This is a genomic window from Ruegeria sp. H9, assembly GCF_056532915.1.
Window position 1 is genome coordinate 61,747 of sequence record NZ_JBQFNX010000001.1, and the last position, 24,985, is coordinate 86,731.

Consider the following 24,985-nt stretch of genomic DNA (forward strand, 5'->3'; position numbering starts at 1 on the left):
CAATTTCAGTGGGGAGAGATTTTCATGACAAAGCAGCGCTTTCGCTCGTTCGCGTCGGCCCTGGTCCTTGGCGCGGGCCTGTTTGCCACGCAGGCCATGGCCAAATCTGACATCACCATCGCCATGCAGCTTGAGCCACCGCATCTGGACCCGACCAGCGCTGCGGCGCAGGCTATCGATTCGGTTGTCTACACCAATATCTTCGAAGGCCTGACCCGGTTCATGGGGGATGGCTCGGTGGTGCCGGGGCTGGCCGAAAGCTGGGAAATCTCGGATGACGGTACCGTTTACACATTCAAGCTGCGCGACGGTGTGACATTTCACGATGGCACAACGATGGATGCCGAGGACGTCAAGTTCACCCTTGATCGCGCCACGGCAGAAGACAGCGCCAATGCGCAGAAGGCTTTGTTTGCGGGCATTAAAAGTGTCGAGGTGGTGGACCCCCTGACCGTTCAGGTGACGTTGAATGAGCCAAACGGGAACTTCCTTTTCAATCTCGCCTGGGGTGACGCGGTGATCGTTGCGCCCGAAAGCATCGAGAATATCAAGACCAACCCGGTTGGCACGGGGGCCTTCACCTTCTCTGACTGGCTGCAGGGTGACAGCATCATCCTGAATCGCAACCCCGACTATTGGGGCGAACAGCCCGCGTTAGAGACCGCAACGTTTAAGTTTATCTCGGATCCGACCGCCGCCTTTGCCGCCATGATGGCCGAGGATGTAGACGTGTTCGACAACTTCCCCGCACCCGAGAATCTGCCGCAATTCGAGGCTGATCCGCGCTTTCAGGTTCTTGTCGGCTCGACCGAGGGGGAAACCATTCTGTCGACCAACAACAAACAAGCCCCGTTTGATGACATATTGGTCCGACAGGCATTGGCCCACGCGATTGACAGGCAGGCAATCATTGATGGGGCTATGTTCGGCTATGGCACACCCATCGGTACGCATTTTGCTCCGCATAATCCGGCTTACGTCGATCTGACCGGCAATTCGGCCTATGACACGGAAAAAGCCAAGGCGCTGCTGGCCGAGGCCGGGTATCCCGATGGGTTCGAGACCACGCTGCACTTGCCGCCGCCTTCCTACGCCCGACGCGGGGGTGAAATTATCGCTGCCCAACTGGCCGATATTGGCATCACCGCCGAGATCATCAATGTGGAATGGGCGCAATGGCTGGAAAGCGTGTTCAAGGGCAAGGAGTTTGGCCTGACCATCGTCAGCCATACCGAGCCGATGGATATCGGTATTTATGCCCGGCCCGACTATTACTTCCAATATGACAGCACCGACTTTCAGGCATTGATGGACACGCTGAATTCGACCACGGACCCTGATGAGCGCACACGTTTGCTGGGTGAGGCTCAGCGCTTGATTTCGACCGATTACGTCAACGGGTATCTGTTTCAACTTGCCAAGCTTGGCGTGGCCAAGGCCGGTGTTGAGGGGCTATGGGAAAACGCACCCACGGCAGCGATCGATCTGACCGGGATCAGTTGGTCCGAATAGAAGAACAGAGTTGGACCGGGGCGATGGCCAGCGCCCCGGCGCGAACTGTTGCACTATGAAACCCACAAGGATTCTGGTTTGGCGGGTTTCTTTTTGTCTATCTTCTCGTGCCTTAGGCGCTGGACCCACACGGGATGTGACCCTAACGTTTCCAAATGCTCCGCTACGCCCTCAAACGTCTGCTGTCGCTGATCCTGAGCCTGGCCGTCGCCTCGGTTGTCATCTTTGCAGTGATCGAGGTCGCGCCCGGTGATCCGGCGTCGTTCATGCTGGGCGTGAACGCGCAGGCCGATACATTGACCGCGCTGAGAGCTGAACTGGGCCTCGATGTCTCGAAGATCGAGCGGTACTTCAACTGGGTCGGCGGGATGCTGGTAGGGGATTTTGGTACGTCCTACACCTATCGCACACCCGTGTCGCAGATGATCGCAGATCGATTGTGGGTGTCATTGCCGCTGGCTTTATACGCGCTGACCCTGTCCACGCTGATTGCTTTCCCCGCCGGTATCTACGCAGCCTCACGGCGCGGCAAACCGGGTGATCTGACCGTGATGGGTGCGACTCAGCTTGGTATCGCGGTGCCGAATTTCTGGTTCGCGATGATGCTGGTGCTGGTCTTTGCCATCAACTTGCGCTGGTTCAATGCCGGCGGGTTTGCAGGGTGGGAGAACGGCATTTGGACCGGTCTACATTCGCTGACCCTTCCAGCCATTGCATTGGCCCTGCCGCAAGCGGCGATCCTTGCGCGGGTTATGCGCTCGGCTCTGTTGGATGTTCTGGACGAGGATTTTATGCGCACCGCACGCGCCAAGGGCCTTTCGCGTCGGCAGGCGCTTTGGCGACACGGAGTGCGGAATGCTCTGATCCCGGTACTGACGATCATTGGACTCCAATTTTCCTTCCTGCTGGCGGGTTCGATCATCATCGAACAGGTGTTTTATCTACCCGGCCTCGGGCGGCTGGTTTTTCAGGCCATATCGGCGCGCGATCTGATCGTCGTGGAATCGGTCGTTATGCTGCTGGTCTTTGCCGTCATCATGGTGAACTTTTTTGTCGATCTGGCCTATGCCGCAGTCGATCCAAGGCTGAGGAGCAGGACATGAGCCGCAACCTGATCCTTGGCGCGACGCTGTCCTCACTGGTGGTGCTGGCAGCGCTGGTGTCCTTTGTCTGGACCCCATACGACCACGCCGCGCTGAACATTCCCGCCAAGCTGCAGCCACCCAGCGCACAGCACTGGTTCGGTACCGATCATTTCGGACGCGACATGTTCTCGATGATCATGGTTGGTGCGCGCACCTCGATTGCGGTGGCGCTGGTCGCGGTCGGGATTGGCATGGCGCTGGGCGTTCCCTTGGGTCTGGCTGCCGCTGCGCGCAGTGGATCGTGGCTAGATGAATTCATCATGCGCGGCAATGATCTGGTCTTTGCATTCCCCTCTCTCGTCATCGCCATTCTGATCACCGCCGTCTTTGGTGCCGGGGCCATAAACGCGATCATCGCCATCGGTATCTTCAACATCCCCGTTTTTGCCCGCATCACCCGAGGCGCAGCTTTGTCTCTTTGGGAGCGCGAGTTTATCCTTGCCGCCCGCGTGTCAGGCAAAGGCGCGGCACGGATATCGGCTGAACATATCCTGCCCAATGTCGCCAATCTGCTGATCGTTCAGGGAACAATCCAGTTCTCACTTGGCATTCTGGCCGAGGCTGGGCTGTCCTATGTCGGTCTTGGTGCGCAACCGCCTACGCCAAGCTGGGGCAGAATGCTGGCCGATGCGCAGACGATGGTTAGTTTTGCCCCGCATTTGGCTCTGATTCCGGGTCTTGCCATCATCGTGACGGTTTTGGGCCTGAACCTTCTGGGTGATGGCTTGCGCGATTGGCTGGACCCTCGGATACGGATGGCCCGCGCATGAGTCTTTTGCAGATCAAGGACCTCTCGTTGGCCATCCATGGCACGCCGATTTTAAAGAAGATCAACCTGTCGATTGCCCCTGGGCAGATCGTGGCTGTGACCGGAGAAAGCGGTTCGGGCAAATCAATGACAGCCTTTGCCGTGATGCAGTTGCTGCCAAACGATGCCGAAGTAGATGGGGTGCTAGAGTTAGAGGGCCAGAACCTGCTGAACCGGTCTGAGGCCGAGATTTGTGCGTTGCGGGGCGCTGCGATCGGAATGGTTTTCCAAGAGCCGATGACTGCCCTGAACCCGGTGAAGACCATCGGCGATCAAGTTATGGAGACTATCCTGATCCACAAGGCCATGCCCCCGGCCAAAGCGCGCGCTCGGGCCGAAGAGGTTCTGGCCCGGGTTGGATTGCCAACCGACAGGTTTCCGTTGAAGCGTTATCCTCACGAACTGTCAGGCGGTCAGCGCCAGCGAGTGGTGATCGCCATGGCGATTGCACTGCGCCCCCGACTGTTGATCGCGGATGAGCCGACAACGGCGCTTGATGTGACCACGCAGGCGCAAATCCTTGATCTGCTTAAAGGGCTCGTGTCGGAGTACGGCATGGGTCTGCTGATGATCACGCATGATTTGGCGGTGGTTGCAGACATGGCGGATCAGATTGTGGTCATGCGGCATGGGGAGGTTGTTGAAACGGGCGCAACAGATCATCTCCTGCGCCATATGCAGCACCCTTACACCCGTATGCTGTTCGAAGCTTCGGGGCATCAAGTCAACCTGCCGACCTCTCCTGCACCGCGAGCGTTGCTTGAGGTCGAGAACGTGGTGCGGGACTACCGTCTGCCCCGAACGCGCCTGTTTGCCAGGCCCGGTCATCATCGGGCCGTCGATCAGGTCAGCTTTACCCTGAATCGGGGGGAGCGTTTAGGGCTAGTCGGAGAGTCCGGTTGTGGAAAATCGACCCTAACACGAGCCATTTTAGGCTTAGAGGAGGTGCAGCAAGGCCGCATTTCCCTTGATGGCCAGCCTGTTTTCACCGGCCACAAACCCAATCTGGCAGTGCGACGCAAGATGCAGGTGGTGTTTCAGGACCCTTATGGCAGCTTCAATCCCCGCCATCGGGTCGCGCGCCTGATCACCGAGCCATTTCATTTGCTGGACACCCCGCCAACCGGTTCTGAACGGCAGGATCGCGTCGCTGAGATGCTTACCGCCGTTGGCCTAAGCCCCGATGATGCGGGCCGCTACATTCACGAATTCTCGGGTGGGCAGCGGCAACGTATCGCTATTGCGCGCGCTCTGATTATTCGACCCGAGTTGATCTTGTTTGATGAGGCTGTCTCGGCGCTGGATGTCTCGGTCCGCGCCCAAGTTCTCGACCTGCTGGCCGAGCTTTGTGCGGCTTACGATCTGACTTACCTGTTCATCAGCCATGACCTGAGCGTGGTTCGAACCATCACCGACCGTGTGTTGGTGATGCAGGCCGGCAAGATTGTGGAACAGGGTGAAACCGAGCAAGTCTTCACAGAGCCTCAGCATCCTTACACAAGAACTCTGATCAATGCGGCACCGAAATTGCCGGAGACTGGACGAGGCGCTGCATGAAAAACCCTTGTATAGAGCCTGATATTGGAGCTTCCGATGACTAACCCCCTCTGGTTCGATCCCAACCTTTGCCTGATCGGCGGAGAATGGAAAATGCCCGCGTCAGGTCAAACCTTGCCGCTGGTGAATCCCTCGGACGGTTCCGAAATTTGCCAGATCGCTCGAGGTGGCGAAACCGATATCGACGCTGCAGTGCGGGCCGCCCGATCCGCGTGCGATGGCGATTGGGGTCGCATGACGGCCCTGGAGCGAGGGCGTATCCTCACCCGACTGGGGCAACTGGTTCTGGACCGAGTGGATGATCTGGCACAGCTAGAGGCGATGGATGTCGGCAAACCGTTGACCCAAGCGCGGGCAGATGCGGTAGCATTGGCGCGGTATTGCGAATTTTATGGTGGTGCTGCGGATAAAGTGATGGGCGAGACCATTCCCTATCTGGATGGCTATACCGTCTACACGTTGCGCGAGCCGCACGGTGTGACCGGCCACATCGTGCCGTGGAATTATCCGATGCAGATCATTGGCCGTTCTGTCGGGGCGGCGCTGGCAATGGGTAACGCCTGTGTTCTGAAACCGGCGGAAGAGGCCTGCCTGACCGCACTGGCCTTCGCGCATCTGGCGATACAGGCGGGCCTTCCGCTTGGTGCCCTGAATGTGGTGCCCGGCCTGGGGGCTGAGGCGGGCGCGGCCCTGTCGGCACACCCGGGTGTGGATCACATTTCATTCACCGGTTCGGTCGCGACAGGCGCGTTGGTTCAGCAGGCGGCGGGTCGAAACGTTGTTCCGGTGACACTGGAACTGGGCGGCAAGTCGCCGCAACTGGTTTTCGATGACGCCGATCTGGATGCCGCGCTGCCGTATCTGGTGAATGCGGGTATACAGAATGCGGGCCAGACCTGCTCGGCCTCGTCGCGCATTCTGGTGCAGCGCGGTGTTTATGATGCGGTGAAATCCCGTATGGCCTTGGCATACCAAGAGCTTACCGTCGGTCCGGCGATCCGGGATTTGCGCGTTGGTCCGCTGATCTCAACACGGCAAAAAGAAATCGTGACCGGTTTCCTTCACCAAGGCTCGGACTTGGCGATTGCCGCCGAGGGCCAGATTGCGGCTGGCGCACCCGAATCCGGCGCATATGTCAGGCCCACATTGTTCTCGGATGTGCCGCCCGATCATGCCTTGGCGCGGGATGAGATCTTTGGCCCCGTACAGGTTCTGATCCCGTTTGACACCGAAGAACAGGCTCTAACCATAGCAAATAGCACCGAATATGGCCTTGTTGCCAGCGTCTGGACTCGAGATGGTGGGCGGCAGATGCGGCTGGCCAAGGGTTTGCGTTCGGGGCAGGTGTTCATTAACAACTACGGCGCGGGCGGAGGTGTCGAGCTGCCTTTTGGCGGCGTTGGAAAATCCGGCCATGGCCGCGAAAAAGGGTTCGAGGCGCTTTATGGGTTCTCGCAGCTCAAGACGGTTGCGGCCTACCACGGCTAAACGATCACTTCGATCGGTTCCTGCGCTCCAACGCCAAAGACGCGCTTGTACCGCTCAATCTGCTCGGCGGGTCCCATCGCCTTTTCCGGGTTGTCCGATAGTTTGACCGTCGGGTAGCCATTGGCCGAGACCGCCTTGCAGACTAGCGAAAAGGGAGCCAATGCGTCATTCGGTACAAGTTCGCGGAAGTCATTGGTCAGCAACGTACCCCAGCCGAACGAGACATTGGTTTGATCCGCGAACTGAGCGTGCAATTCGCGTATCTTGTCCACATCCAACCCGTCCGAGAAAATAACCCGCTTCTGCGTCGGGTCTTCGCCGCGTGATTTCCACCAGTCTATTGCGATTTTTGCGCCGGTTGCGGGGTCGCCGCTGTCAACGCGAATGCCGGTCCAGCCTGCCAGCCAGTCAGGCGCGCGGTCCAGAAACCCTTTGGTGCCATACGTGTCGGGCAGAATAATCCGCAGATTCCCATCATGTTCCTCGTGCCAGTCGCTGAGGACGTCATAGGGCGCTTGCGCAAGCGCGGCGTCGTCTTCGGCGAGCGCAGAATACACCATAGGTAGTTCATGTGCGTTGGTGCCAATAGCCTCAACTTCGCGTCGCATTGCGATCAGACAGTTGGACGTTCCGGTAAAGGACGAGCCCAAACCTTCAATCATGGCCTGCACACACCAGTCCTGCCAAAGGAAGGAATGCCGCCGCCGCGTGCCGAAATCCGCGATCCCAAGCCCCTCAATAGTGCGAAGCTGGGCTATCTTTTCCCATACGCGTGTCATTGCACGGGCATAGAGCACCTGTAGTTCGAACCGGCGCATATCGTTCAGAACCGCGCGTGAGCGTAATTCCATCAGTACGGCCAGCGCCGGGATCTCCCATAGCATGACCTCGTGCCACTTACCCTCAAAGGTCAGCTCATACTGATCACCCTTACGCTCCAGATGGTAAGGGGGCAGGCGCAGGTTCTCGAACCATTCCATGAAATCCGGGCGGAACATCTGACGCTTGCCGTAGAATGTATTGCCCCGCAACCACGTGCTTTCCCCACGACTCAGACTTAGCGAGCGGATGTGATCCAACTGCTCGCGCAGCTCGCCTTCATCGATCAAACGGGCCAATGGCACGTGATTCGACCGGTTGATCAGCGAAAACACCACATCGGTTTGGGGCTTATTTCGAAACACTGACTGGCACATCAGCAGTTTGTAGAAATCTGTGTCGATCAATGACCGGATAATCGGGTCAATCTTCCATTTATGATTGTAGACCCGCGTCGCGATATCGACCATGGGGACCTCCTGCAATTTCCGTTGTTAGATCAATCGGAGCACGAAATGGCAAGAGTCGCGGAATTGGGAACAATGCCCACGACAGAACACATTACGGGCTTATTGTGGGTTTCCTTCACGCTTTAGTGAGGGGTGGGGATGGAACTGAAGGTTGAAGTTAGTGAATGAGTCTCGAGTACGATTTTGACATTGTTGCAATAGCTCCGGATGAGGTTGATCCTGAGCATGGGCAAACATCGATAACTGGGCGGCCCCCGGTGCGGGCGCGGTTCAGGGATATCAAGACGGCAGACGCTTTGCGCGCTGCATCGCCCAAGATTCGCAGAATATTTCTGGAATCAGGATTTAGCCTGGACGAGTCGGATGGGCATCTTGCCCGAGGTTATTTTCGGCCAGAAGAGGCTGAAGATCGCCTCCTGATCCTAAAGCGGCTTTTTGCGAATGTCCGGAATATGGGTGTCCAGGGAGAGTATAGTGGTGAGTTCGATTTCCATCACTTCTTGGGTCATATCAGGACCGCAAAGCCCGGGACCGTGAACCGGAAAATGCCCGAGCGACCATTGCAAGCGCCACGCCCAAGACCAGCGCGCCCAAAGCGTCGCACGGTTTATGGGCGTATCGGTTTCGCGTTAGGTCTTGCCGTGATCCTGTTTGTGTTTCTGAAACTGCTGGCCGAGCATGGTGCCGCGCTTTGACCCTCAGGCCAGTGTCACACCTGCTGCGCGCATGGCCTGTTCTGCGACAGCCAAAGATCCGTCCATATCAATGGCGCGGCACAAGTTGCTTAAGACAGTGACATCAAACCCCAGCTGTGCCGCATCTACCGCCGAATAATGCACGCAGAAATCTGTCGCCAAACCGACCATGGTCAGATGCGTGATCCCGCGCGTCTCAAGATAGCCTTTTAGACCAGTGGGCGTGGAATGGTCGTTTTCGAAAAACGCGCTATAGCTATCGATAGCGCTGCGAAATCCCTTACGGATGATCAGATCGCCATCTGTTCGCAAATCCGGATGGAAGTTCGCGCCTGCGCTGCTCTGAACACAGTGATCGGGCCACAAGACCTGAGGGCCATAAGGCATGTCGATCATCTCGAACGGCGCTTTGCCAGTATGAGAACTGGCGAATGAAGAATGCCCCGCCGGGTGCCAATCCTGTGTCAGGATCACCGTATCGAACGTATCCATGATCGCATTGATCGGTGCGACGATCTCGTCCCCTCCGGCAACGGCAAGCGCGCCGCCGGGGCAGAAGTCATTTTGAACATCGATAACGAGCAGGGCGTGGGACATGCTGGCCTCCTAAAGTCGTGTTATCGGTATGGTGCGCAGCGGGTATCGTCAATGCGGTCTCTTGTGTGTTTTTGCCAAGGGCATTAGATCGCCCACATGTACACAATCGCTGCCCTCTATCATTTCACGCGTTTTCCCGACCCAGATGCGCTGCGCCCGGCTTTGCACGAGCTTTGCCGCGCGCAGTCGGTAAAAGGCACCCTGCTGCTGGCGCAAGAAGGGATCAATGGCACCATCGCCGGACCCCGCGCAGGTATCGATGCGGTTCTGGCGCATATCCGTGCGTTGCCAGGATGCAGTGATCTTGAGTGGAAAGAGGCGACCTCGGACCACCCGCCCTTCGGCAAGATGAAGGTGCGGTTGAAGAAAGAGATCGTGACTATGGGCCAGCCCGATGTCGATCCCCGCGCAAATGTCGGGAATTACGTCGAGCCTGAGGACTGGAACGCGCTGATCCGTTCGGATGATGTGGTGGTGATCGACACCCGCAACGATTACGAGGTGGCGATTGGCACGTTTGAGGGTTCAATAGACCCTAACACAACCAGTTTCCGCGATTTCCCGGCGTGGTGGGAACAGAACAAGGACCGCTTTCACAACAAACGCGTTGCGATGTTCTGCACCGGTGGCATCCGGTGCGAAAAATCCACCAATTATCTGCTGGGGCAAGGGGTCGAGGATGTCTATCACCTGAAGGGTGGCATCCTGAGGTATCTGGAAGAAACGCCACCCGAAGACAGCACTTGGCAGGGTGAGTGTTTTGTCTTCGACAACCGCGTCTCAGTTGGTCATGGTCTGGTCGAGGGGCCGCACAAGCTATGCCATGGTTGCCGTCGCCCGATCCTGCCCGAAGATGTGAAACGCCCTGAATACGAGCATGGCGTATCCTGCCATCGGTGTATCAATGAGACTTCAGAACAGGACAAGTCGCGGTTTCGCGAGCGGCAAAAGCAGATACAGCTGGCCCGCGCGCGGGGCGAGGAACATCTGGGCTCTGACTGAAATCAGCTTGCAGGCCGCGTTTGAAATCGGATGATTGTGCGCAAGCCCAACCGACGGAGCGCTCATGACCCACGAACCCAGAACCCTGGAAGAATGGAAATCAACTTTGCTGGCGGCGCTTGGGCTGGTCTTGGCAAGCTTTCTTGCGTGGTACGGTCTGTCGCGCCTGAACGAAGCTACTGCAGGCGACACCATTGGCACGCTTTCCTCGGTAGGCCTTCTAATCTGGATCGCCTCGCAGTCTTGGTACTACATGACCCAGGTGAAATCCCCCCGGAGGTTGTTGTTCCTGATGGGGGTGTCCTTCATTCAGGTCGTGCCATTCCTGTTCGCAGCCGTCTACGGCGCGTTTGGATATAACGATCATTGTGTGATCGGCGCTGAAGGGCCAGCCGATATTCTGTATTTCTCATACGTCACCTTCACAACGGTCGGATATGGGGACATGTCCCCAACTGGCTTTTGCCGTGGGCTGGCTGTGGCCGAGGCTGTGACGGGTTACATCCTGTTGGGCATGTTTGTGGCCGCCGCCGTCGCGCTATACGCGCGCAACCACGGCAAATAGAGCGATCTATTTATTATGATCGATCCAGCGCGACATCATTTGTTTGTCGCGGAAACATTCGGACGGGATCGGGCGGCGCTTGCTACGCGAGATACGTTCGGCAAAAGCAACCTGCTTACCTGTTGGGTAGTTTGCAAAGGGCGACGGATCATGCGGCTTATGGGCTGAAATCCAGTCCGACAGGGATTTGCGGTCACGCTGCGCCTCGACCGGAATCTCAAGCGCTGATTGTTGCGCGATGGCGCGGGCAAAGCGCATCTGCCGATCTGTAACTGGCAGCAGGTGATAGTCGTTTGTCGGGCCGCTCAGGGCGGAATTTCGCATGTTCTGGGCCATCGGGTAATCCTCTGACTGTGCAGAACATAAATAGAACATTAACCTTTCGTTTCAAGGGAAGACCCTTTGTATTAGGCGAGATCCTGCCAATTTGCGACTTGATTGACTGATCAGTCAATAATCGATAGTTCGATCCTCAACGTACGCGATCTCTTTGCCTAAAGAGATTTCTGAACACAAAGGGAACCGGCATGAAGTTTCAACCCAAGGCCAGCCACTTCATCAATGGCGAGTATGTCGAGGACACCAATGGCGCGCCCATCGACGTTATCTACCCCGCCACCGGAGAGGTCATCGCACGGCTGCATTCCGCCACGCCTGAGATTGTTGAAAAGGCTCTAAACAGTGCAAAATCGGCCCAAGCGGCCTGGGCTGCCCTATCGGGCACCGAGCGAGGCCGTGTGCTGCGACGCGCGGCCGACATCATGCGGGATCGCAATCGTGACTTATCGATTATCGAAACCCATGATACCGGCAAACCTCTGCAGGAAACGCTGGTGGCCGACGCTACCAGCGGCGCGGATGCGCTGGAGTATTTTGGCGGTCTGGCGGCCTCGCTGACCGGCGAACATATCCCTCTGGCAGACGGGGATTTTGTCTATACCGTCCGCGAGGCGCTGGGTGTTTGTGTGGGCATTGGGGCATGGAACTACCCGACGCAGATCGCTTGCTGGAAGGGTGCCCCGGCGTTGGCGTGCGGAAACACAATGATCTTCAAGCCTTCCGAGACTACTCCGCTGTCGGCATTGCAAGTAGCCGAGATTTTGATCGAGGCAGGTGCACCCAAAGGCGTCTATAACGTTGTTCAGGGCTACGGTGATGTAGGCGCCAGCCTGGTGACCGACCCCCGAGTGGCCAAGGTCTCGCTAACAGGGTCGGTTCCAACGGGTCGCAAGGTGTACGCTGCTGCCGCCGATGGCATGAAACATGTCACCATGGAATTGGGTGGCAAGTCCCCGATGATCGTGTTCGACGACGCCGACATCGAAAATGCCGTGTCAGGCGCCATTCTGGGAAATTTCTATTCCTCGGGACAGGTCTGTTCCAACGGCACTCGAGTTTTTGTGCAAAAGGGAATCAAGGAAGCGTTCCTTAAGCGCCTGTCTGAACGCCTTGCTACGGCGAAAATCGGCGACCCGATGGATGAAGAGGTCAACTTTGGCCCGATGGTCAGCGAAAACCAAATGAATATCGCGCTTGGCTATGTCGAAAAGGGGAGGGCCGAAGGCGCGCGGCTGATCTATGGCGGCGAACGGGTCCAAGGCGATGGTTTCTACATGCAGCCCACGGTTTTTGCCGATGTTAAGGACGATATGACAATCGCGCGCGAAGAGATTTTCGGCCCGGTGATGTCGGTGCTGGACTTCGACACCGAAGAAGAGGTTCTGGCCCGTGCCAATGACACCGAATTCGGTCTGGCCGCCGGCGTCTTCACCAACGACCTGACCCGCGCCCACCGCATCGTGGCAGGTTTTGAGGCGGGAACTTGCTATATCAACACTTATAACCTGGCCCCGGTAGAGGCACCGTTCGGCGGATCTAAGATGTCGGGTGTCGGTCGCGAGAACTCGAAACTGGCAATCAACCACTTCAGCGAGATGAAGACAGTCTACGTCTCGATGAATGATGTGGAGGCCCCATACTGAATAAATCCGGTTAAATAGTCTCTGTTCTTGACAGTTCACGTCGGGGGCAGAGCACATGCCGGTTCGTACATATGGCTAAATTCCTCAAGACGACTCGTCCGCAAACCGGAGATCAGCCTGTGAAAATTCACACCCGAGCTTTTGTGATCGGAGCAGTTTGATCCTTCATCAACTGGCCAAGTTTGGTTGGATTGACGTAGCGATGCTGGAAAGGGCGAGCTATCTTGGGGCCAACTCCAGACCATGTCCCCGGCACAATACGCAATGCCAATTGTAGCGGCTGTTTTGGCGGTGCATGTTCACATCTGGGCTGAACAAATCTCTGGGGCGGGTCTGCAGGATCCCGATGTGGCAACCGTAATGCCCTGGAATACGGTTTCAGAAAGTCTGAGTCACTCGGCCTGGTTTACCAAGGGCAGATGTGGTGATCGTAATTTCAGATAGAGTTGTCCAAGAACTAGCACACTTGAACGCGTGCGGTGGTCCTGAATGATCATTGAGCCAGCTGTAGATCTTCGACACGTTCACGGAGTTTACCGCCACTGTCCTATGGGCATCATGGATTGATGCATAGGAAGTCCAAAATGAATTCAACACCTTTGTTAGAGGCTGATTTTGGCGTCTATCAGCCTACAGGCCAAAGCAGTTACACTTGTCTCTGCAAGAACAGACTTCCAAGGTTCAGTTCGGGTCGATTGCGCGCACTGTCTCAAGCATTTCAGTGATCTGCGCGCGTGCGATGGTGCTGTCCTGTATTAGCATTGCGGCGTCCGACAATGGCTTGTCCGGCTGTCGCGCAACCGGCTTGATCAGGGATGTTCGGATGCGGGACAAATCGGTGAAGGTGTTTGACCTCTCTTCATCCGCACCGCCGGAGCCCGCCAACCAGTTGTATCGATCGGCCATCTCGTGCTTCCCGCCTGCCTGCAATGCGCGCGCGACGGCATCGAAATCCTGTGTTTGCATCATGGCCTGGGCGCGCAACTCTTGCGCGGTGTCCGAGGAATCGTCCGCGATTTCCAGCAGCGCCTGACGGGGACGGTTGTCCATCAGAGCCGCCTTTGCCCGAAGCCGAGCACGATCACGGCTGCGTTCCCGATCTTGCGGTCGGTTTGCCAGCGCGTAAGCCTGCGCTGAAAACCCAAGGTCAGCCAATCGCTCTGCCATGGACACGGCAGTTTCGACCGCCAGCGCGTTGCGTCGCCTGTCCTTCAATTCCATCACATGGCGCAGGAAAGTAATGTCGTCCGCCCGCTCCGCCAGCAATTGGAACACCTGATCTCGTGTCCTCTGCCATTCGTCGGAATCTGAGACATCCTCAAAACCGGCAAGAGCTCCGGTAAAATCCTGGGACAAAGCCATCGCCAAAGCGTGAGCACGCGCCAACATCGGGCCAAGTTCGGACTTCCGAAGCTCGCGCGCATAACTTGCAGCTAAATCGAGGTCGCGGGGCGAGACCGTACCCCGGTCCGACCACCGCTTTTCGATCAACCGCGCAAGTGCCAACGGCGCATCGGTCGCGGCATCGGGCGCCGATATGACCTCGGTCAACAGCGTTTCCGCGGTATCGGTATCCCCTGCAGCATCCGCGATTTTGGCTTGGGCAAAGGTTACATCAGCGGGTTCGTCCTCTAAGATCCGTTCGACCGCACGCAAGATCCGGCGCGATGCTTCAAGCCGGCCTGCCGAGACAAACATCTCGGCGATATCCGGGCCGAGATGTTGCCTGAGATGCCACGGCAGCCGACCAAAACTGCGTTCGATCGCTTTCACATGCGCATCGGATTGAAGTTTACCCTCACTCAAAAGCGCCCAGAGTGCGGCGGCACCATCACATCTTTGCTGCCCTGCCAAAGGGTTCGGCGTCGGTGCAGGCAACCCGTCCATCACTGATGCGATGGCCGCTAATCTGCGCTGCTCAACCGAGGTCTCCGACAACAAAGACAGGGCTTGGTGCGCTTCTACACCGAACCCGAAATACGTATAGAGCTTCGCCAAATCCATTGCATACGCCTGGTCGACACGATCGAATTCCTGAAATAACCCGACCCGCAATTCGGCCACATCCTCGGAAAATGATCGAGCGCCCGACCATGTCCCAAAACCCAGTTCGCTGTCCGTGATACATTCCGGTTTGCTATCAATCTGAGGAACTGCCAGATTGCCCAGCCCCGAAACCTCATCGAGCACCGAAGACAGTCGCAGATTTGGCACCAACTTTTCCGAAGATCGCAGCGGCCCAAAACTGGACGATTCCCTGCTTCCGACACCTGCCAGTTCAAGATCAACAACCTCTCGATCAGCGCTTTGCAATATACGTGATGCCAACTGCTCCTCAAAATTTCGTTGATTTAATTGCAGCAAAGGCAAGGCCAGTTCGGTGGCTGGAATATCAGTAGGTAAGGGTTTTTGGGCCGGGATACTCGCAGTCCTGGGAAGCGCCTCTGGCTCTACCGGGTCACTTGCAGGTGTACCCTGGTCGGGTGCGATATCTATGACCACCATAGTTTGGCGATGCAGAAATGCCGTTGCCACGCAGTCGCACCCAAATGTCATCTCCAACGCTGCACCTGGCCCGGCCTGTTGAAGCGATTGCAGACGGTTCCCCGACAGGCGGTCGAAGACAGATGCAGTGTTGAATGTCGCATTATCGATGCCAATGCTCAGCCGCGCGCCGTTCTCGACCGGATCCAACATCCAGCCGGTGCCAGAGGGGACCTGTACCACCAGACGCGTGTATCCCTCATGCTCGCCCGATCGCACGGTCAAAGCCTGTGCTGATGCGCTTGTGCCCCATGCGAGCAAGACCAAAGACAATGCGCGGATCATGCTGCAGCCTGCTTGAGTTCCTTAAGCGCGTCTTCAAGTTCCGAGAAACCGGGCCGGTTGTGGGTCGGTGTGTTCTGGCGGCCGACCTCAATACACATGGCCGCGTTGTGGTTGTGAAGATTAGCCACCAGAACCTCTTTGATGAGTTGGTAAAAGTGGTTGTCTTCTTCAACAACAGATTTCAGCTTGCCCGCGAAAGGACCCACCAATCCATAAGCCAGAAAAACCCCCAGAAACGTCCCAACCAACGCGCCGCCGATCAGCTTACCCAAAACTTCCGGTGGTTGGTCGATTGATCCCATCGTCTTGATCACACCCAAAACGGCGGCCACGATCCCCAGGGCGGGCAACCCGTCAGCAACGGTTTGCAGCGCGTGGCTTGAATGCATGGCATGGTGGAAGTTCGCCTCCATCCGCTTTTCCAGCACTTCTTCAACCTGGTGCGGGTCGTCATAGTTCATCGCCGCCGAGCGCATGGTGTCACAGATCAGGTCCACCGCTTCTTTGTCGGTTTGAATCTTGGGATATGCGGAAAATAGCGATGAGCTTCCTGGCTCTTCAATGTGCTGCTCTACCTCGACCGGGTTAGCGCGTGCGATCCGGATCAGAGAGAACAACAAGCATAACAGATCGCGATAATCCTCGGGCTTCCATTTGGGTCCTTTAAAAACTTTCGCGATATCCTTGGCGGTGTGTTTTACGCCGCCGATATCATTGCTGATCAGAAATGCGCCGACTGCGGCCCCTCCGATCATCATCATCTCGAAGGGCAGTGATTTCATAATGATTGCCATCTTACCGCCTGCGGCAAGGTAGCCGCCGAATACCATGACAAAGATGACGGCAATTCCGATGAGCCCGATCATGAAAGGTCTCCAGCGTTGAGGGTGCAGATAGATATGGCCATGAGGGTCATTCCTGTGGGGCACGTGCATTGCGCCCGGCCATGATCACGCTGATGGTGTAAGCAGCCTCGGGGCTGAGACCGGCCATAACTTCAGCGGCAGCTTCCGGTGGCATGCGAGACAGGAAGCCAGCGGCGAATACCGCGTCCATCGTTTCGAACAACGCGGCGGCATCTTTGGGCTTCATGCTCTGATACACGTCAGTCAGTTGTGTCAGATCGTTTTCGGCGGCCTTTTCGGCAATCGCCACCGTTTCACGCAGAGTGTTCTCGGCGTCCTCCAGCATGGTGAGCCGGGTTTCGATGGCCTGATCGGCAATGTCGAGCGCCCGTTCCCGGTCCAAAATCGTGCTTTCACGCTGGTTTAGAGTCTTTTCACGGCGCAATAGTTCCGTAAGCAGCAATTGTAGATCTGCCGCATTCGCCTCTTTGCGTTCACCACCGACCGGCGAGGCCATGTTTGGTGCTGCGCCGCGGGCAAGTGCAGGCCCGGCCTCAAGCCCGATGCGAATAATCGCAGAGCCGACCATCAGCAAAGAAATGACGGTCAGAACACCGCCGCGCGCTCGGCGATCAGGCGCTTTTGCCCGGTTGCGACTCATTTCGCTGCTCCGCCAGATGGAGCGGCGTGCCGAAAAAACATCAGGCCTTCTGGTTTCTTTGCGGGCGGCTCTGGTGGCGTGTCCGATGGCTCAGTCGAGACCTCAGTTGGTTCACCAGACGGATCGGATGCAGTTTTTTGTGCTTCGCCGGGCTGCTCAGACCTGTCCTCAGCAGGTGCGTCATCTGGCTGATCCATGGGAACGTCCTGCTCAGAGGGCTCTTCCTGAACGACATCGTGCATCGAGGCCATCATAAGCTCCAACCGTTGTGCGACGGTTTCTGCCCGTTCGGTCAGCGTCTGCAACGCGGTGCCGGAATCATCCGAAGCCTGACGCGCGCTATCCAGCGATTTTCGCAACTCTTCTGCTTGCGAGGACAGCACAGAAACGGCGCCACCCACACCCTTCTCAAGATCGGTAAACCGCTTCAGGCGTCGCGACAGAACGAAACAATACAGACCAGCCCCAAGAGCGCCCGCAACCAGCAGAATATCGGCAATCAACTCCACCATCGCCTCCTAATTCAGTACAAATTCCATGACCAGAACGTCACGCACGCGGCCTTCGCCAACGACGATCCCAATGCGTCGTAGCAGGTGTCCGCGGATCCTCATCAAAGCCAGAGAATCTTCCAGATCGGTTAACTCAAGGGCGCGCAAATAGCTGTTCAGAACGTCCATGATTCGCGGCTGCATCTTTTCAACCTCGGCGGCGTAGCCCGCATTCACTTCAAGCTGCGCGTGAAATTTTAAATGTCGCGAATCATCTGACTTGACCGAGATGATCACCGGCGGAAGATCGACAAATTTCACATCGGGAAGTGCCTTTACGGAAGCGTCTTCGCCTTTCTTTTTGGCCTCTTTCACCATCTCGGACCCACCTATGGGAAGCAGGCCGGATGCAGTTATGAAATAGCCACCAACACCGCCCGCGACAGCCAGAATCAGCCCAAGCAGAAGGCCTTTTTTCCCTGATTTTTTAGGGGCTTCCGCCTCATCTGCAGTTGCGTCGGTCATGCGGTCCTCATGAATCTGTTCGGCAACCGTCATAACCCCTCAGGGACTAACCGATTGTTAAGGGCAATCGTCCAAACAAGGGCAGAGCCGCACAGAATGTCGGTGAGTCGGAGGTAAGCGTGCAGCAGATCGGAACTGTCTGGGCTAGTTTGGACAGGCGCAAACAAATTATCGTGGCCGGTGCCGTGGCACTGGTGTTTCTGGGTGTGCTTGCGATGTCACGGATTGTGACAGTGCCGTCGATGACGCTGCTTTATGCGGGGCTCGAAAGCGGTGCAGCCGGGGATATCGTGCGGGCGCTGGACCAGCGTGGTGTGAACTATGAAATAAGGGGTGGCTCGATCTACGTCCCCGGCGTTCAGCGGGATGAGTTGCGGATGACTTTGGCCAGCGAGGGCCTGCCTGCGAACGGCAATCGCGGTTACGAACTGCTGGATTCGCTCAGCGGCTTTGGCACTACGTCGCAGATGTTTGATGCCGCCTATTGGCGCGCAAAAGAAGGAGAGCTGGCGCGCACGATTGTGGGCAGCCCGCATGTCAGCAAGGCCCGGGTGCACATCGCCAACAGCTCCTCCAACCCGTTTCAGCGCAGCATAGCACCAACCGCTTCGGTTTATCTGGTCCCGTCGGGTGCACCGATTAACGGAGATCAGGCAAAGGCGATCCGGTTTTTAGTGGCGTCGGCGGTTAGCGGGCTGGCACCGGAAAACGTCACTGTGATTGATTCAAACGGGGCCGTGATTGGCGCGCAGGACACGGCGGTGGCAGCCGATACTGCAGATGATAAGGCGCGCCAATTGCGTGAGAAAGTCCTGCGTCTGGTCGAAGCCCGGGTCGGGGCCGGCAACGCGGTGGTTGAGGTCAGCGTAGATACGGTGACCGAAACCGAGTCTATCCGGGAACGTCGCTTTGACCCCAAAGGCCGTGTTGCGATCAGCACGGATGTTGAAGAACGGTCGGACAGTGCGCGTAATCAGTCGGCGGATGTGACAGTGGCGTCGAATCTGCCGGATGGCGACGGGGCAGGAGGCGATGAATCCAATTCGAATGCCACTCAGACCCGCGAACGGGTGAATTATGAGGTGTCAGAGACCGAGTTGGAAGTTCATCGCGCGCCAGGTGCGATCAAACGTCTGACTGTCGCGGTGCTGGTCAATGGTGTTCGAGCGGCAGGTACAGATGGCGTCGAGATTTTTGAACCCATGCCGCAGCCCGAGCTTGATGCACTGCAAGAGCTTGTGGCTTCTGCGGTCGGGTTTGATGCTAAACGCGGCGACGTCATCACACTGAAATCGCTCGACTTGCCCATGGTTGAACCCCAGAGCGAGTTGGTGTCCGGGTCGATTTGGCAGAACATGCATATCGACGCTATGTCGCTAATCCAGATGGTGGTTTTGGCGCTGGTTTCCCTTGTTTTGGGTCTGTTTGTCATACGGCCAATTCTGACGAAATCTGCGGCATCGGCGCTGCTGCCAGCAGGTGCACCGGTCGAGGTCGCCCCAGCGCCTTCCCTGACCGGAGAAATTGCGACCGCAGATGCGCCGGACTTTGCACCGCTCGCGGATGCGGCGCAGCCGAATGTTCCGGCGATTGCCGCTGCGCGTGGGGAAGATCCTGTCGACCGTTTGCGCGCCATGATCGGCGACAAGCAGGAAGAGACGGTAGAGATCCTGCGCAGCTGGCTTGAAGAAGGCGAGGAGAAGGTGTGATGTCGATCGCTCATCTTCTTGAAGACTTCAACGCCTCTGCGGCTGGGGTGGCCGTACATCTACTGGATGAAGACGCACTGGAAGAACAGCGGCTTGCTGCATTTGAACAAGGCTATGGGGCGGGCTGGGAAGATGCGGTTCAGGCACAGGAACAGACTGGCACACAGCTAAGCTCCGATCTGTCGGCGACGTTATCCGACCTGTCCTTTACCTATCAAGAAGCATTGACCCGCATGACCCTGTCGCTGGAACCGATGTTCCAGAGCCTGGTTCAGACTATTCTGCCTGAGACGATCGAGCATGGCTTTGCGAAGCGATTGACCGAGCAGCTTTGCGACATGGCGCGTGAGCAGGTCGGCCAGCCACTGCAGCTGACTGTCCCGGCGGGCACCTGGGATCAGGTCGAGGCGATGCTGCCGCAGGATATCTCGCCGCGTCCCCAGGTCATCGAGGATGTCTCGCTCCAGCCGGGACAGGCGCGATTGCAGGTGGGGATCGCCCAACGCGAGGTGGACTGCGCTGCCTTGCTCTCATCCATTGCTGCAACGTTCGACGCATATCTGTTTGAAGCAAAAGAGGCTTTGTCAAATGAGTGATCCTCAACCACCGAAACCCGAAAAACCCAACCCGTTCGAGACTGTTCCGATCGAAGTCACCGTCTCGGTCGGGCGTGCGCGGCCTTTGATCCGTGACCTGTTGAGCATGGGCGAAAATGCCGTACTGACACTGGACAAGCGGATCGAGGATCCGGTTGACCTCTATGTCGGGGACCAATTGGTAGCGCGCGGTCTGTTGGAAGAGATGGAGGGCGACCAGTCCGGGCAACTGGCTGTACGGCTGACCGAAATCTCGGATCTGCAGAACGGGATCGGATGATGCGCTACCTTTTTTGGCTGGCATTTTTGCTGGTCATACCCTCCGGTGGCGCGGCGCAAGAACTGTCGCTGTCCCTGGGCGAGGGCGGGTCGATCTCGGCCCGGACCATCCAGTTGATTTTGCTGATCACGGTGCTCAGCCTGGCACCGGGACTGGCGATCATGATCACCTGTTTCCCGTTTTTGATCACGGTTTTGGCGATCCTGCGGCAAGGAATCGGCTTGCAGCAGTCACCACCAAACATGTTGATCGTCAGTTTGGCGCTGTTTCTGACCTATTTCGTCATGGAGCCGGTTTTTACCGAGGCGTGGGAGACAGGGATTCAGCCGATGGTCGAGGAAACGCTTGACGTAGAGCCTGCGCTGGAACGCGCGCTGGTGCCGTTTCGCAGTTTTATGGCAGCGCGTATTGATGCCGACACGTTTCAGGCCATGGCAGACCTGCGCCCGGATGGTGCTGCGATTCAACTATCGCCCGAGGCCCCGTTAGCCGTGCTGATGCCGTCCTTCATGTTGTCGGAAATCGCGCGGGCCTTTCAGATCGGGTTCCTGATTTTCCTGCCTTTCCTGATAATCGATCTCGTTGTCGCAGCGGTTTTGATGTCGATGGGAATGATGATGGTGCCTCCGGCTACGGTCTCGCTGCCGTTCAAATTGGCGTTTTTCGTCATCGCTGATGGCTGGGCCTTGATCGCCAGCGCCTTGGTGCGCAGCTATGCGCCATGACTATTGCCGTGTGATCTGTAGTCGGGCGCGCAGACCCTGATCTCCGGCCTCGAAACTCAGCGTTCCGCCATGTTGTTCGGCAACGGTGCTGACAATTGTCAGGCCCAATCCGAACCCGTCCGAAGATCCGATGTTTGATCCGCGCTGGAACGGTGCCAGTAGCGCCTCGATATCCGCGACCGATAGGTCGGTGCCCTTGTCTTCGACGATGATCGTGGCGGTCTGAGCATCAGTTTCCAGTTCAACCTCGGCGTGACGACCGTATTTCAGGGCATTATCGATCAGATTGGACAAAGCTCGTTTCAATGCGATGGGCTGACCCGTCACCAGGATGCGCCGCGTTTCCGGCAGCGACGCATGCCCACGGCGTGACATGAAAACAGACGACGCGCTTTCGACGGCAACGGGATCAACGGCTTTCAACGACACAGGCCGGTCCATGTCCTGATAATCGGCCACAAGCGATTCAACCAGCGAGGTCAACGATATCTGGCGCGGTTCCTCGACGCTGAGTTCCGATCGCGTGTAAGTAAGCACGCTTTCTATCATGCCGGTCATCTGGTCCACGTCGGCCTCGAGCTTTTCGCGCAACTCGCCATCGGGAATCAGCGCCGCACGCAGCCGGACGCGGGTTGCAGGTGTCCCCAGATCGTGGCTGACACCCGACAGTACAATGGCGCGTTTCTCAAGCTGCGCACGTTCGGCATCGAGGTGATCATTCACCGCAGTCACGATATCGCGCAGCTCTTCGGGCCCGTCCGCGTCATAGCTTTGCGGCCCGCCGCGACGTCGGCGGTCACCAAGTGCCTGAGCAAAGCGTGCGAAACTGTCAGAAACATTCCCGACCGAGGTCAGAAGCACCGCCAAGGACACAATTCCCAGCAATATCGCGGGCAAACGCAGATCAACCGGCGCAGCCTTACAGCCCCAGATTTCGGTGCCGTCGACTTGCTGCCAGACTCCGCGCCCGAATTGCGCGATCAGGATAGGTTCGCTGCAATATGTGGCCAACAGACGGGTCAGGTTCCCCATCTTCTCGGGGCCGGTCTGATCGCTGCCAGATACGATGTCTGAAACCGGATAGACCAGTCGATCCGATAACACCGCAAGCGTCAATTCGCGGCCACTCAGGGGGGCTGAACTGTCGGTCAGGATCGACAGATTGGTGACAAAGCGGCGATCCGCAAAGCCGGGCATTTGCTGGAACGCTCCCCTATCAGCAAGCGCGGCTGCCTCGGTTGACAATGGGGTGATCAACAGGCCGGGTGGCGGCGCCATCCCTGTTCGCAAATCTTCGTATATGGTGAAACCAGCAACAAATGCTGCGGTCTGATACCGGTTCCAAGCCTGTGCCGAGGTGAACCACATCCCGGCAGCCACCAGCCCCGCGACAAAGGCGGACAGGGTCCAGAGCCACCCAAAACTGCGCAGGCGCAGGGTCATGCGTCCTCATCCACCATAACGTCCGCGGTAAACAGATAGCCAACACCGCGCTCGGTGCGCAGCATCTGGGGGTCTTTCGGGTTGGCCTCGATTTTCGACCGCAACCGCCCCACCAGCATATCTATGGCACGGCCTTGCGCCTCGGGCTTGTCGGCCTCACCGGTTACATCCAGTGCGGCGGCGATCTCATAACGGGTCAGCGGAATATGCGGGTTCGCCAGCAAAACCTTCAGCAGAGCGGTCTCCCGTTGGGACAGGGAAACCAGATAGCCTTCGGGCGAATGTACCTCGTCCCGTTTGCCGTCAAAGACCCAGCCGTCAAAGTGAAAGGTGCGCGTGCGGCGGCGGTATGCCAGCGAAGGCGTGCGTCGGGCGCGTTGCATCACCGCACGGACGCGGGCTAGCAACAGTTGCGGGTTGAATGGTTTGGCGATGTAATCGTCTGCTCCAACCTCATATCCTGCCATGCGCTGATGATCCGCCGACAGGGCCGATACCAGAATGATCGGTACATCCTGTTCGGCCCGCAACCGGGCACAGATCTCGACGCCGTTTTCATCGCCCAGCATCACGTCCAACAGGATCAGGTCGATCCGCCCCGAGGTTAGATGCGTGCGTATTTCACTTTCGGAACTGGCAGGCAGAGCAATATACCCGTTCTGCTGAAAGAACTGGGTCATCATCGACCGCATCTCCGAATCGTCGTCCACCACCAGGAGCCGGGGAATGCCCACTCTGTTTCTCCTCCTTAGGGTTCTCCGTCGCCGCCAATTGTAACGAATGGAAACGGATTCAAGGCCAACGTAACACGGGGTAACAAAAGCGGTGAAAATTTCCACCTTGTCAGGATATTGCACTGCATTCTGCGTTGCCATGCAGCAATTCGTTAGCGCTATATCGCGTATGGCCGCCCTTGGGGTGGCACCGAATTCTCAGGGAGGAGAACAAAAAATGAAGCGTTTTGCATTTGCCACCGTGTCGACCTTGGCCGTTGTGGCCGGGTCGGCTGTTGTGGCTGAACCAAAGGCCGAAGTTCTGCACTGGTGGACGTCCGGTGGTGAGGCGAAATCGGTCGCGGTTCTGCAGGAAGAGTTCGCCTCGAACGGCGGCACATGGACCGATATGCCGGTCGCAGGTGGCGGCGGCGATGCGGCCATGACTGCGCTGCGGGCCCGGGTTCTTGCCGGTAACGCGCCGACTGCTGTACAGCTGAAAGGACCTGCCATTCAGGAATGGTATGAAGAAGGCGTTTTGGCTGACATTTCATCCGTGGCAGAAGCCGAAGGCTGGGCCGATGTCCTGCCAGCATCGATTGCAGGCCACATGATGTGCGAAGGTACGTGGTGCGCAGCACCCGTGAACGTGCACCGCATCGACTGGATCTGGGCCAATGCTGACGTTCTGGCCGCCAACGACATTGAAATGCCCACAACATGGGAAGAGTTCAACGCCGCTGCCGAAAAACTGCAGGCTGCCGGAGTGATCCCGTTGGCCCATGGTGGCCAGTCGTGGCAGGACGCCACCGTGTTCGAAGCGGTAGCTCTGGGTCTGGGTGGCCCCGAATTCTATCAAAAAGCCTTTGTTGATCTGGACCCCGAGACGCTGACCTCGGACACCATGGTGCAGGTCTTTGATCAGATGCGCACCCTGCGCGGTTATGTGGACGAAAACTTCTCAGGCCGCGACTGGAACCTTGCCACCGCCATGGTGATGAATGGCGAAGCAGCCTTCCAAATCATGGGTGACTGGGCCAAGGGCGAATTCCTGGCGGCTGGCAAGAAGCCCGGCGAAGACTTCCTGTGTGCCTCGACCCCCGGCGACGGATATCTGTACAACGTCGACAGCTTCGCCATGTTCGAAGTGGAAGGTGACGACAACCGCGCTGGTCAGGAATTGCTGGCCAAGCTGATCGTCGCGCCGAAATTCCAGGAAGTGTTCAACCTGAACAAGGGCTCGATCCCTGCGCGGACTGATGTGGCGCTGGATGCGTTCGACATCTGCGCGCAAATCTCGGCCGAAGACATGGGTTCTACCTCGGCAGGCGGTTCGCTGCTGCCGTCTTATGCCCATGGCATGGCGCTGCGCGGGTCGCAGGCCGGTGCGATTACGGATGTTGTGACCGCACATTTCAACTCGGATATGTCCTCGGCTGACGCGGTTCAGCAACTGGCGGACGCGGTAGCAAACAGCTACTGATCCAATACGCTCTGCCCCCTATAGTGAGGGGCAGAGCATCTTTCC

At 57.5% G+C, this 24,985-nt stretch carries 24 protein-coding genes; 14 read left to right on the top strand and 10 right to left on the bottom strand.

Annotated features, from left to right (window positions below):
* Positions 1-24 precede the first annotated feature (24 nt).
* The 5 genes from ACR0CZ_RS00285 to ACR0CZ_RS00305 all read left to right on the top strand — a co-directional run bounded on the left by ACR0CZ_RS00285 (position 25) and on the right by ACR0CZ_RS00305 (position 6,510).
* Complete coding sequence (locus ACR0CZ_RS00285) at positions 25-1,512, top strand: ABC transporter substrate-binding protein (RefSeq protein ID WP_170466674.1); 1,488 nt, start codon at positions 25-27, stop codon at positions 1,510-1,512.
* Positions 1,513-1,667: 155 nt separating this feature from the next.
* Complete coding sequence (locus ACR0CZ_RS00290) at positions 1,668-2,615, top strand: ABC transporter permease (RefSeq protein WP_170394899.1); 948 nt, start codon at positions 1,668-1,670, stop codon at positions 2,613-2,615.
* A complete protein-coding gene (locus ACR0CZ_RS00295; protein ID WP_170394896.1) occupies positions 2,612-3,427 on the top strand; it encodes an ABC transporter permease in 816 nt (271 codons plus the stop codon). Before ACR0CZ_RS00290 ends, ACR0CZ_RS00295 begins: the two co-directional genes overlap by 4 nt.
* Entirely contained in the window at positions 3,424-5,022 is a 1,599-nt protein-coding gene (locus tag ACR0CZ_RS00300; RefSeq protein WP_170394893.1) for a dipeptide ABC transporter ATP-binding protein, read from the top strand. The genes ACR0CZ_RS00295 and ACR0CZ_RS00300 overlap by 4 nt, the downstream gene beginning before the upstream one ends.
* A 36-nt stretch (positions 5,023-5,058) precedes the next feature.
* A complete protein-coding gene (locus ACR0CZ_RS00305) occupies positions 5,059-6,510 on the top strand; it encodes an aldehyde dehydrogenase family protein (RefSeq protein WP_170394891.1) in 1,452 nt (483 codons plus the stop codon).
* Here the strand turns inward: ACR0CZ_RS00305 and pncB are convergent.
* Complete coding sequence (pncB, locus tag ACR0CZ_RS00310) at positions 6,507-7,799, bottom strand: nicotinate phosphoribosyltransferase (RefSeq protein WP_170394888.1); 1,293 nt, start codon at positions 7,797-7,799, stop codon at positions 6,507-6,509. The genes ACR0CZ_RS00305 and pncB overlap by 4 nt on opposite strands.
* 164 nt (positions 7,800-7,963) lie before the next feature.
* On the opposite strand from pncB, the gene ACR0CZ_RS00315 reads away from it, so the two are divergent.
* Entirely contained in the window at positions 7,964-8,494 is a 531-nt protein-coding gene (locus tag ACR0CZ_RS00315; protein ID WP_170394885.1) for a hypothetical protein, read from the top strand.
* Between the two features lie 3 nt (positions 8,495-8,497).
* Here ACR0CZ_RS00315 and pncA read toward each other — a convergent pair whose 3' ends face one another.
* The gene (pncA, locus tag ACR0CZ_RS00320; RefSeq protein ID WP_170394882.1) at positions 8,498-9,091 is read right to left on the bottom strand and encodes a bifunctional nicotinamidase/pyrazinamidase; all 594 of its coding nucleotides are present in this window, start codon (positions 9,089-9,091) and stop codon (positions 8,498-8,500) included.
* Positions 9,092-9,187: 96 nt separating this feature from the next.
* Between pncA and trhO the strand changes: the two genes are divergently transcribed.
* Both trhO and ACR0CZ_RS00330 read left to right on the top strand, forming a co-directional pair.
* On the top strand, positions 9,188-10,093 hold the full coding sequence (trhO, locus tag ACR0CZ_RS00325; RefSeq protein ID WP_170394879.1) for an oxygen-dependent tRNA uridine(34) hydroxylase TrhO: 906 nt from the start codon (positions 9,188-9,190) through the stop codon (positions 10,091-10,093).
* Between the two features lie 64 nt (positions 10,094-10,157).
* On the top strand, positions 10,158-10,658 hold the full coding sequence (locus ACR0CZ_RS00330; RefSeq protein ID WP_170394876.1) for a potassium channel family protein: 501 nt from the start codon (positions 10,158-10,160) through the stop codon (positions 10,656-10,658).
* Positions 10,659-10,664: 6 nt separating this feature from the next.
* Here the strand turns inward: ACR0CZ_RS00330 and ACR0CZ_RS00335 are convergent, their stop codons facing one another.
* Positions 10,665-10,994 (bottom strand): hypothetical protein, encoded by a 330-nt coding sequence (locus tag ACR0CZ_RS00335; RefSeq protein ID WP_170394874.1) that lies wholly within the window; start codon positions 10,992-10,994, stop codon positions 10,665-10,667.
* A gap of 191 nt (positions 10,995-11,185) precedes the next feature.
* Between ACR0CZ_RS00335 and betB the strand changes: the two genes are divergently transcribed.
* Positions 11,186-12,640: a betaine-aldehyde dehydrogenase gene (betB, locus tag ACR0CZ_RS00340; RefSeq protein WP_170466663.1), complete on the top strand. Its 1,455-nt coding sequence runs from the start codon at positions 11,186-11,188 to the stop codon at positions 12,638-12,640.
* A gap of 681 nt (positions 12,641-13,321) precedes the next feature.
* Here the strand turns inward: betB and ACR0CZ_RS00345 are convergent.
* The 5 genes from ACR0CZ_RS00345 to ACR0CZ_RS00365 are packed head-to-tail and all read right to left on the bottom strand — an operon-like array spanning position 13,322 to position 17,991.
* The gene (locus ACR0CZ_RS00345) at positions 13,322-15,469 is read right to left on the bottom strand and encodes a hypothetical protein (RefSeq protein WP_480537149.1); all 2,148 of its coding nucleotides are present in this window, start codon (positions 15,467-15,469) and stop codon (positions 13,322-13,324) included.
* On the bottom strand, positions 15,466-16,335 hold the full coding sequence (gene motA, locus ACR0CZ_RS00350; RefSeq protein WP_170394865.1) for a flagellar motor stator protein MotA: 870 nt from the start codon (positions 16,333-16,335) through the stop codon (positions 15,466-15,468). The genes ACR0CZ_RS00345 and motA overlap by 4 nt, the downstream gene beginning before the upstream one ends.
* Before the next feature lie 46 nt (positions 16,336-16,381).
* Positions 16,382-16,975, bottom strand: coding sequence for a MotE family protein (locus ACR0CZ_RS00355; protein ID WP_170466657.1), 594 nt, complete (start codon positions 16,973-16,975; stop codon positions 16,382-16,384).
* Positions 16,972-17,484, bottom strand: coding sequence for a DUF6468 domain-containing protein (locus ACR0CZ_RS00360; protein WP_170466653.1), 513 nt, complete (start codon positions 17,482-17,484; stop codon positions 16,972-16,974). The genes ACR0CZ_RS00355 and ACR0CZ_RS00360 overlap by 4 nt, the downstream gene beginning before the upstream one ends.
* Before the next feature lie 9 nt (positions 17,485-17,493).
* Complete coding sequence (locus ACR0CZ_RS00365) at positions 17,494-17,991, bottom strand: flagellar basal body-associated FliL family protein (RefSeq protein WP_170466650.1); 498 nt, start codon at positions 17,989-17,991, stop codon at positions 17,494-17,496.
* Positions 17,992-18,110: 119 nt separating this feature from the next.
* Here ACR0CZ_RS00365 and fliF point away from each other — a divergent pair, with 119 nt between their 5' ends.
* From fliF to fliP, 4 genes are read left to right on the top strand one after another with little or no spacing between them, the layout of a single operon-like run.
* Entirely contained in the window at positions 18,111-19,700 is a 1,590-nt protein-coding gene (gene fliF, locus ACR0CZ_RS00370) for a flagellar basal-body MS-ring/collar protein FliF (protein ID WP_170466647.1), read from the top strand.
* Positions 19,700-20,296 (top strand): ABC transporter ATP-binding protein, encoded by a 597-nt coding sequence (locus ACR0CZ_RS00375; protein ID WP_170394851.1) that lies wholly within the window; start codon positions 19,700-19,702, stop codon positions 20,294-20,296. Before fliF ends, ACR0CZ_RS00375 begins: the two co-directional genes overlap by 1 nt.
* Positions 20,289-20,576: a FliM/FliN family flagellar motor switch protein gene (locus ACR0CZ_RS00380; RefSeq protein ID WP_170394848.1), complete on the top strand. Its 288-nt coding sequence runs from the start codon at positions 20,289-20,291 to the stop codon at positions 20,574-20,576. The genes ACR0CZ_RS00375 and ACR0CZ_RS00380 overlap by 8 nt, the downstream gene beginning before the upstream one ends.
* Positions 20,573-21,301 carry a flagellar type III secretion system pore protein FliP gene (gene fliP / locus ACR0CZ_RS00385; protein WP_170394845.1) on the top strand — a complete coding sequence of 243 codons (729 nt, stop codon included), beginning with the start codon at positions 20,573-20,575 and terminating at the stop codon, positions 21,299-21,301. Before ACR0CZ_RS00380 ends, fliP begins: the two co-directional genes overlap by 4 nt.
* Here the strand turns inward: fliP and ACR0CZ_RS00390 are convergent, their stop codons facing one another.
* Both ACR0CZ_RS00390 and ACR0CZ_RS00395 read right to left on the bottom strand, forming a co-directional pair.
* Complete coding sequence (locus ACR0CZ_RS00390) at positions 21,302-22,744, bottom strand: sensor histidine kinase (RefSeq protein WP_480537147.1); 1,443 nt, start codon at positions 22,742-22,744, stop codon at positions 21,302-21,304.
* Positions 22,741-23,478, bottom strand: coding sequence for a response regulator transcription factor (locus ACR0CZ_RS00395; RefSeq protein ID WP_170394838.1), 738 nt, complete (start codon positions 23,476-23,478; stop codon positions 22,741-22,743). Before ACR0CZ_RS00395 ends, ACR0CZ_RS00390 begins: the two co-directional genes overlap by 4 nt.
* Before the next feature lie 217 nt (positions 23,479-23,695).
* On the opposite strand from ACR0CZ_RS00395, the gene ACR0CZ_RS00400 reads away from it, so the two are divergent.
* Complete coding sequence (locus ACR0CZ_RS00400; protein WP_170394836.1) at positions 23,696-24,940, top strand: ABC transporter substrate-binding protein; 1,245 nt, start codon at positions 23,696-23,698, stop codon at positions 24,938-24,940.
* The last annotated feature ends 45 nt before the right edge of the window (positions 24,941-24,985 follow it).

Excerpts from the sequence above, each read along its gene's own strand:
- motA (WP_170394865.1), bottom strand. The coding sequence starts at position 16,335 with ATGATCGGGCTCATCGGAATTGCCGTCATCTTTGTCATGGTATTCGGC.
- ACR0CZ_RS00365 (WP_170466650.1), bottom strand. The coding sequence starts at position 17,991 with ATGACCGACGCAACTGCAGATGAGGCGGAAGCCCCTAAAAAATCAGGG.
- pncB (WP_170394888.1), bottom strand. The coding sequence starts at position 7,799 with ATGGTCGATATCGCGACGCGGGTCTACAATCATAAATGGAAGATTGAC.
- betB (WP_170466663.1), top strand. The coding sequence starts at position 11,186 with ATGAAGTTTCAACCCAAGGCCAGCCACTTCATCAATGGCGAGTATGTC.
- ACR0CZ_RS00355 (WP_170466657.1), bottom strand. The coding sequence starts at position 16,975 with ATGAGTCGCAACCGGGCAAAAGCGCCTGATCGCCGAGCGCGCGGCGGT.
- fliP (WP_170394845.1), top strand. The coding sequence starts at position 20,573 with ATGATGCGCTACCTTTTTTGGCTGGCATTTTTGCTGGTCATACCCTCC.
- ACR0CZ_RS00390 (WP_480537147.1), bottom strand. The coding sequence starts at position 22,744 with ATGACCCTGCGCCTGCGCAGTTTTGGGTGGCTCTGGACCCTGTCCGCC.
- ACR0CZ_RS00400 (WP_170394836.1), top strand. The coding sequence starts at position 23,696 with ATGAAGCGTTTTGCATTTGCCACCGTGTCGACCTTGGCCGTTGTGGCC.
- ACR0CZ_RS00295 (WP_170394896.1), top strand. The coding sequence starts at position 2,612 with ATGAGCCGCAACCTGATCCTTGGCGCGACGCTGTCCTCACTGGTGGTG.
- ACR0CZ_RS00285 (WP_170466674.1), top strand. The coding sequence starts at position 25 with ATGACAAAGCAGCGCTTTCGCTCGTTCGCGTCGGCCCTGGTCCTTGGC.
- ACR0CZ_RS00300 (WP_170394893.1), top strand. The coding sequence starts at position 3,424 with ATGAGTCTTTTGCAGATCAAGGACCTCTCGTTGGCCATCCATGGCACG.
- ACR0CZ_RS00290 (WP_170394899.1), top strand. The coding sequence starts at position 1,668 with ATGCTCCGCTACGCCCTCAAACGTCTGCTGTCGCTGATCCTGAGCCTG.
- trhO (WP_170394879.1), top strand. The coding sequence starts at position 9,188 with ATGTACACAATCGCTGCCCTCTATCATTTCACGCGTTTTCCCGACCCA.
- ACR0CZ_RS00305 (WP_170394891.1), top strand. The coding sequence starts at position 5,059 with ATGACTAACCCCCTCTGGTTCGATCCCAACCTTTGCCTGATCGGCGGA.
- ACR0CZ_RS00345 (WP_480537149.1), bottom strand. The coding sequence starts at position 15,469 with ATGATCCGCGCATTGTCTTTGGTCTTGCTCGCATGGGGCACAAGCGCA.
- ACR0CZ_RS00330 (WP_170394876.1), top strand. The coding sequence starts at position 10,158 with ATGACCCACGAACCCAGAACCCTGGAAGAATGGAAATCAACTTTGCTG.
- pncA (WP_170394882.1), bottom strand. The coding sequence starts at position 9,091 with ATGTCCCACGCCCTGCTCGTTATCGATGTTCAAAATGACTTCTGCCCC.
- ACR0CZ_RS00335 (WP_170394874.1), bottom strand. The coding sequence starts at position 10,994 with ATGGCCCAGAACATGCGAAATTCCGCCCTGAGCGGCCCGACAAACGAC.
- ACR0CZ_RS00315 (WP_170394885.1), top strand. The coding sequence starts at position 7,964 with ATGAGTCTCGAGTACGATTTTGACATTGTTGCAATAGCTCCGGATGAG.
- ACR0CZ_RS00380 (WP_170394848.1), top strand. The coding sequence starts at position 20,289 with ATGAGTGATCCTCAACCACCGAAACCCGAAAAACCCAACCCGTTCGAG.
- ACR0CZ_RS00375 (WP_170394851.1), top strand. The coding sequence starts at position 19,700 with ATGTCGATCGCTCATCTTCTTGAAGACTTCAACGCCTCTGCGGCTGGG.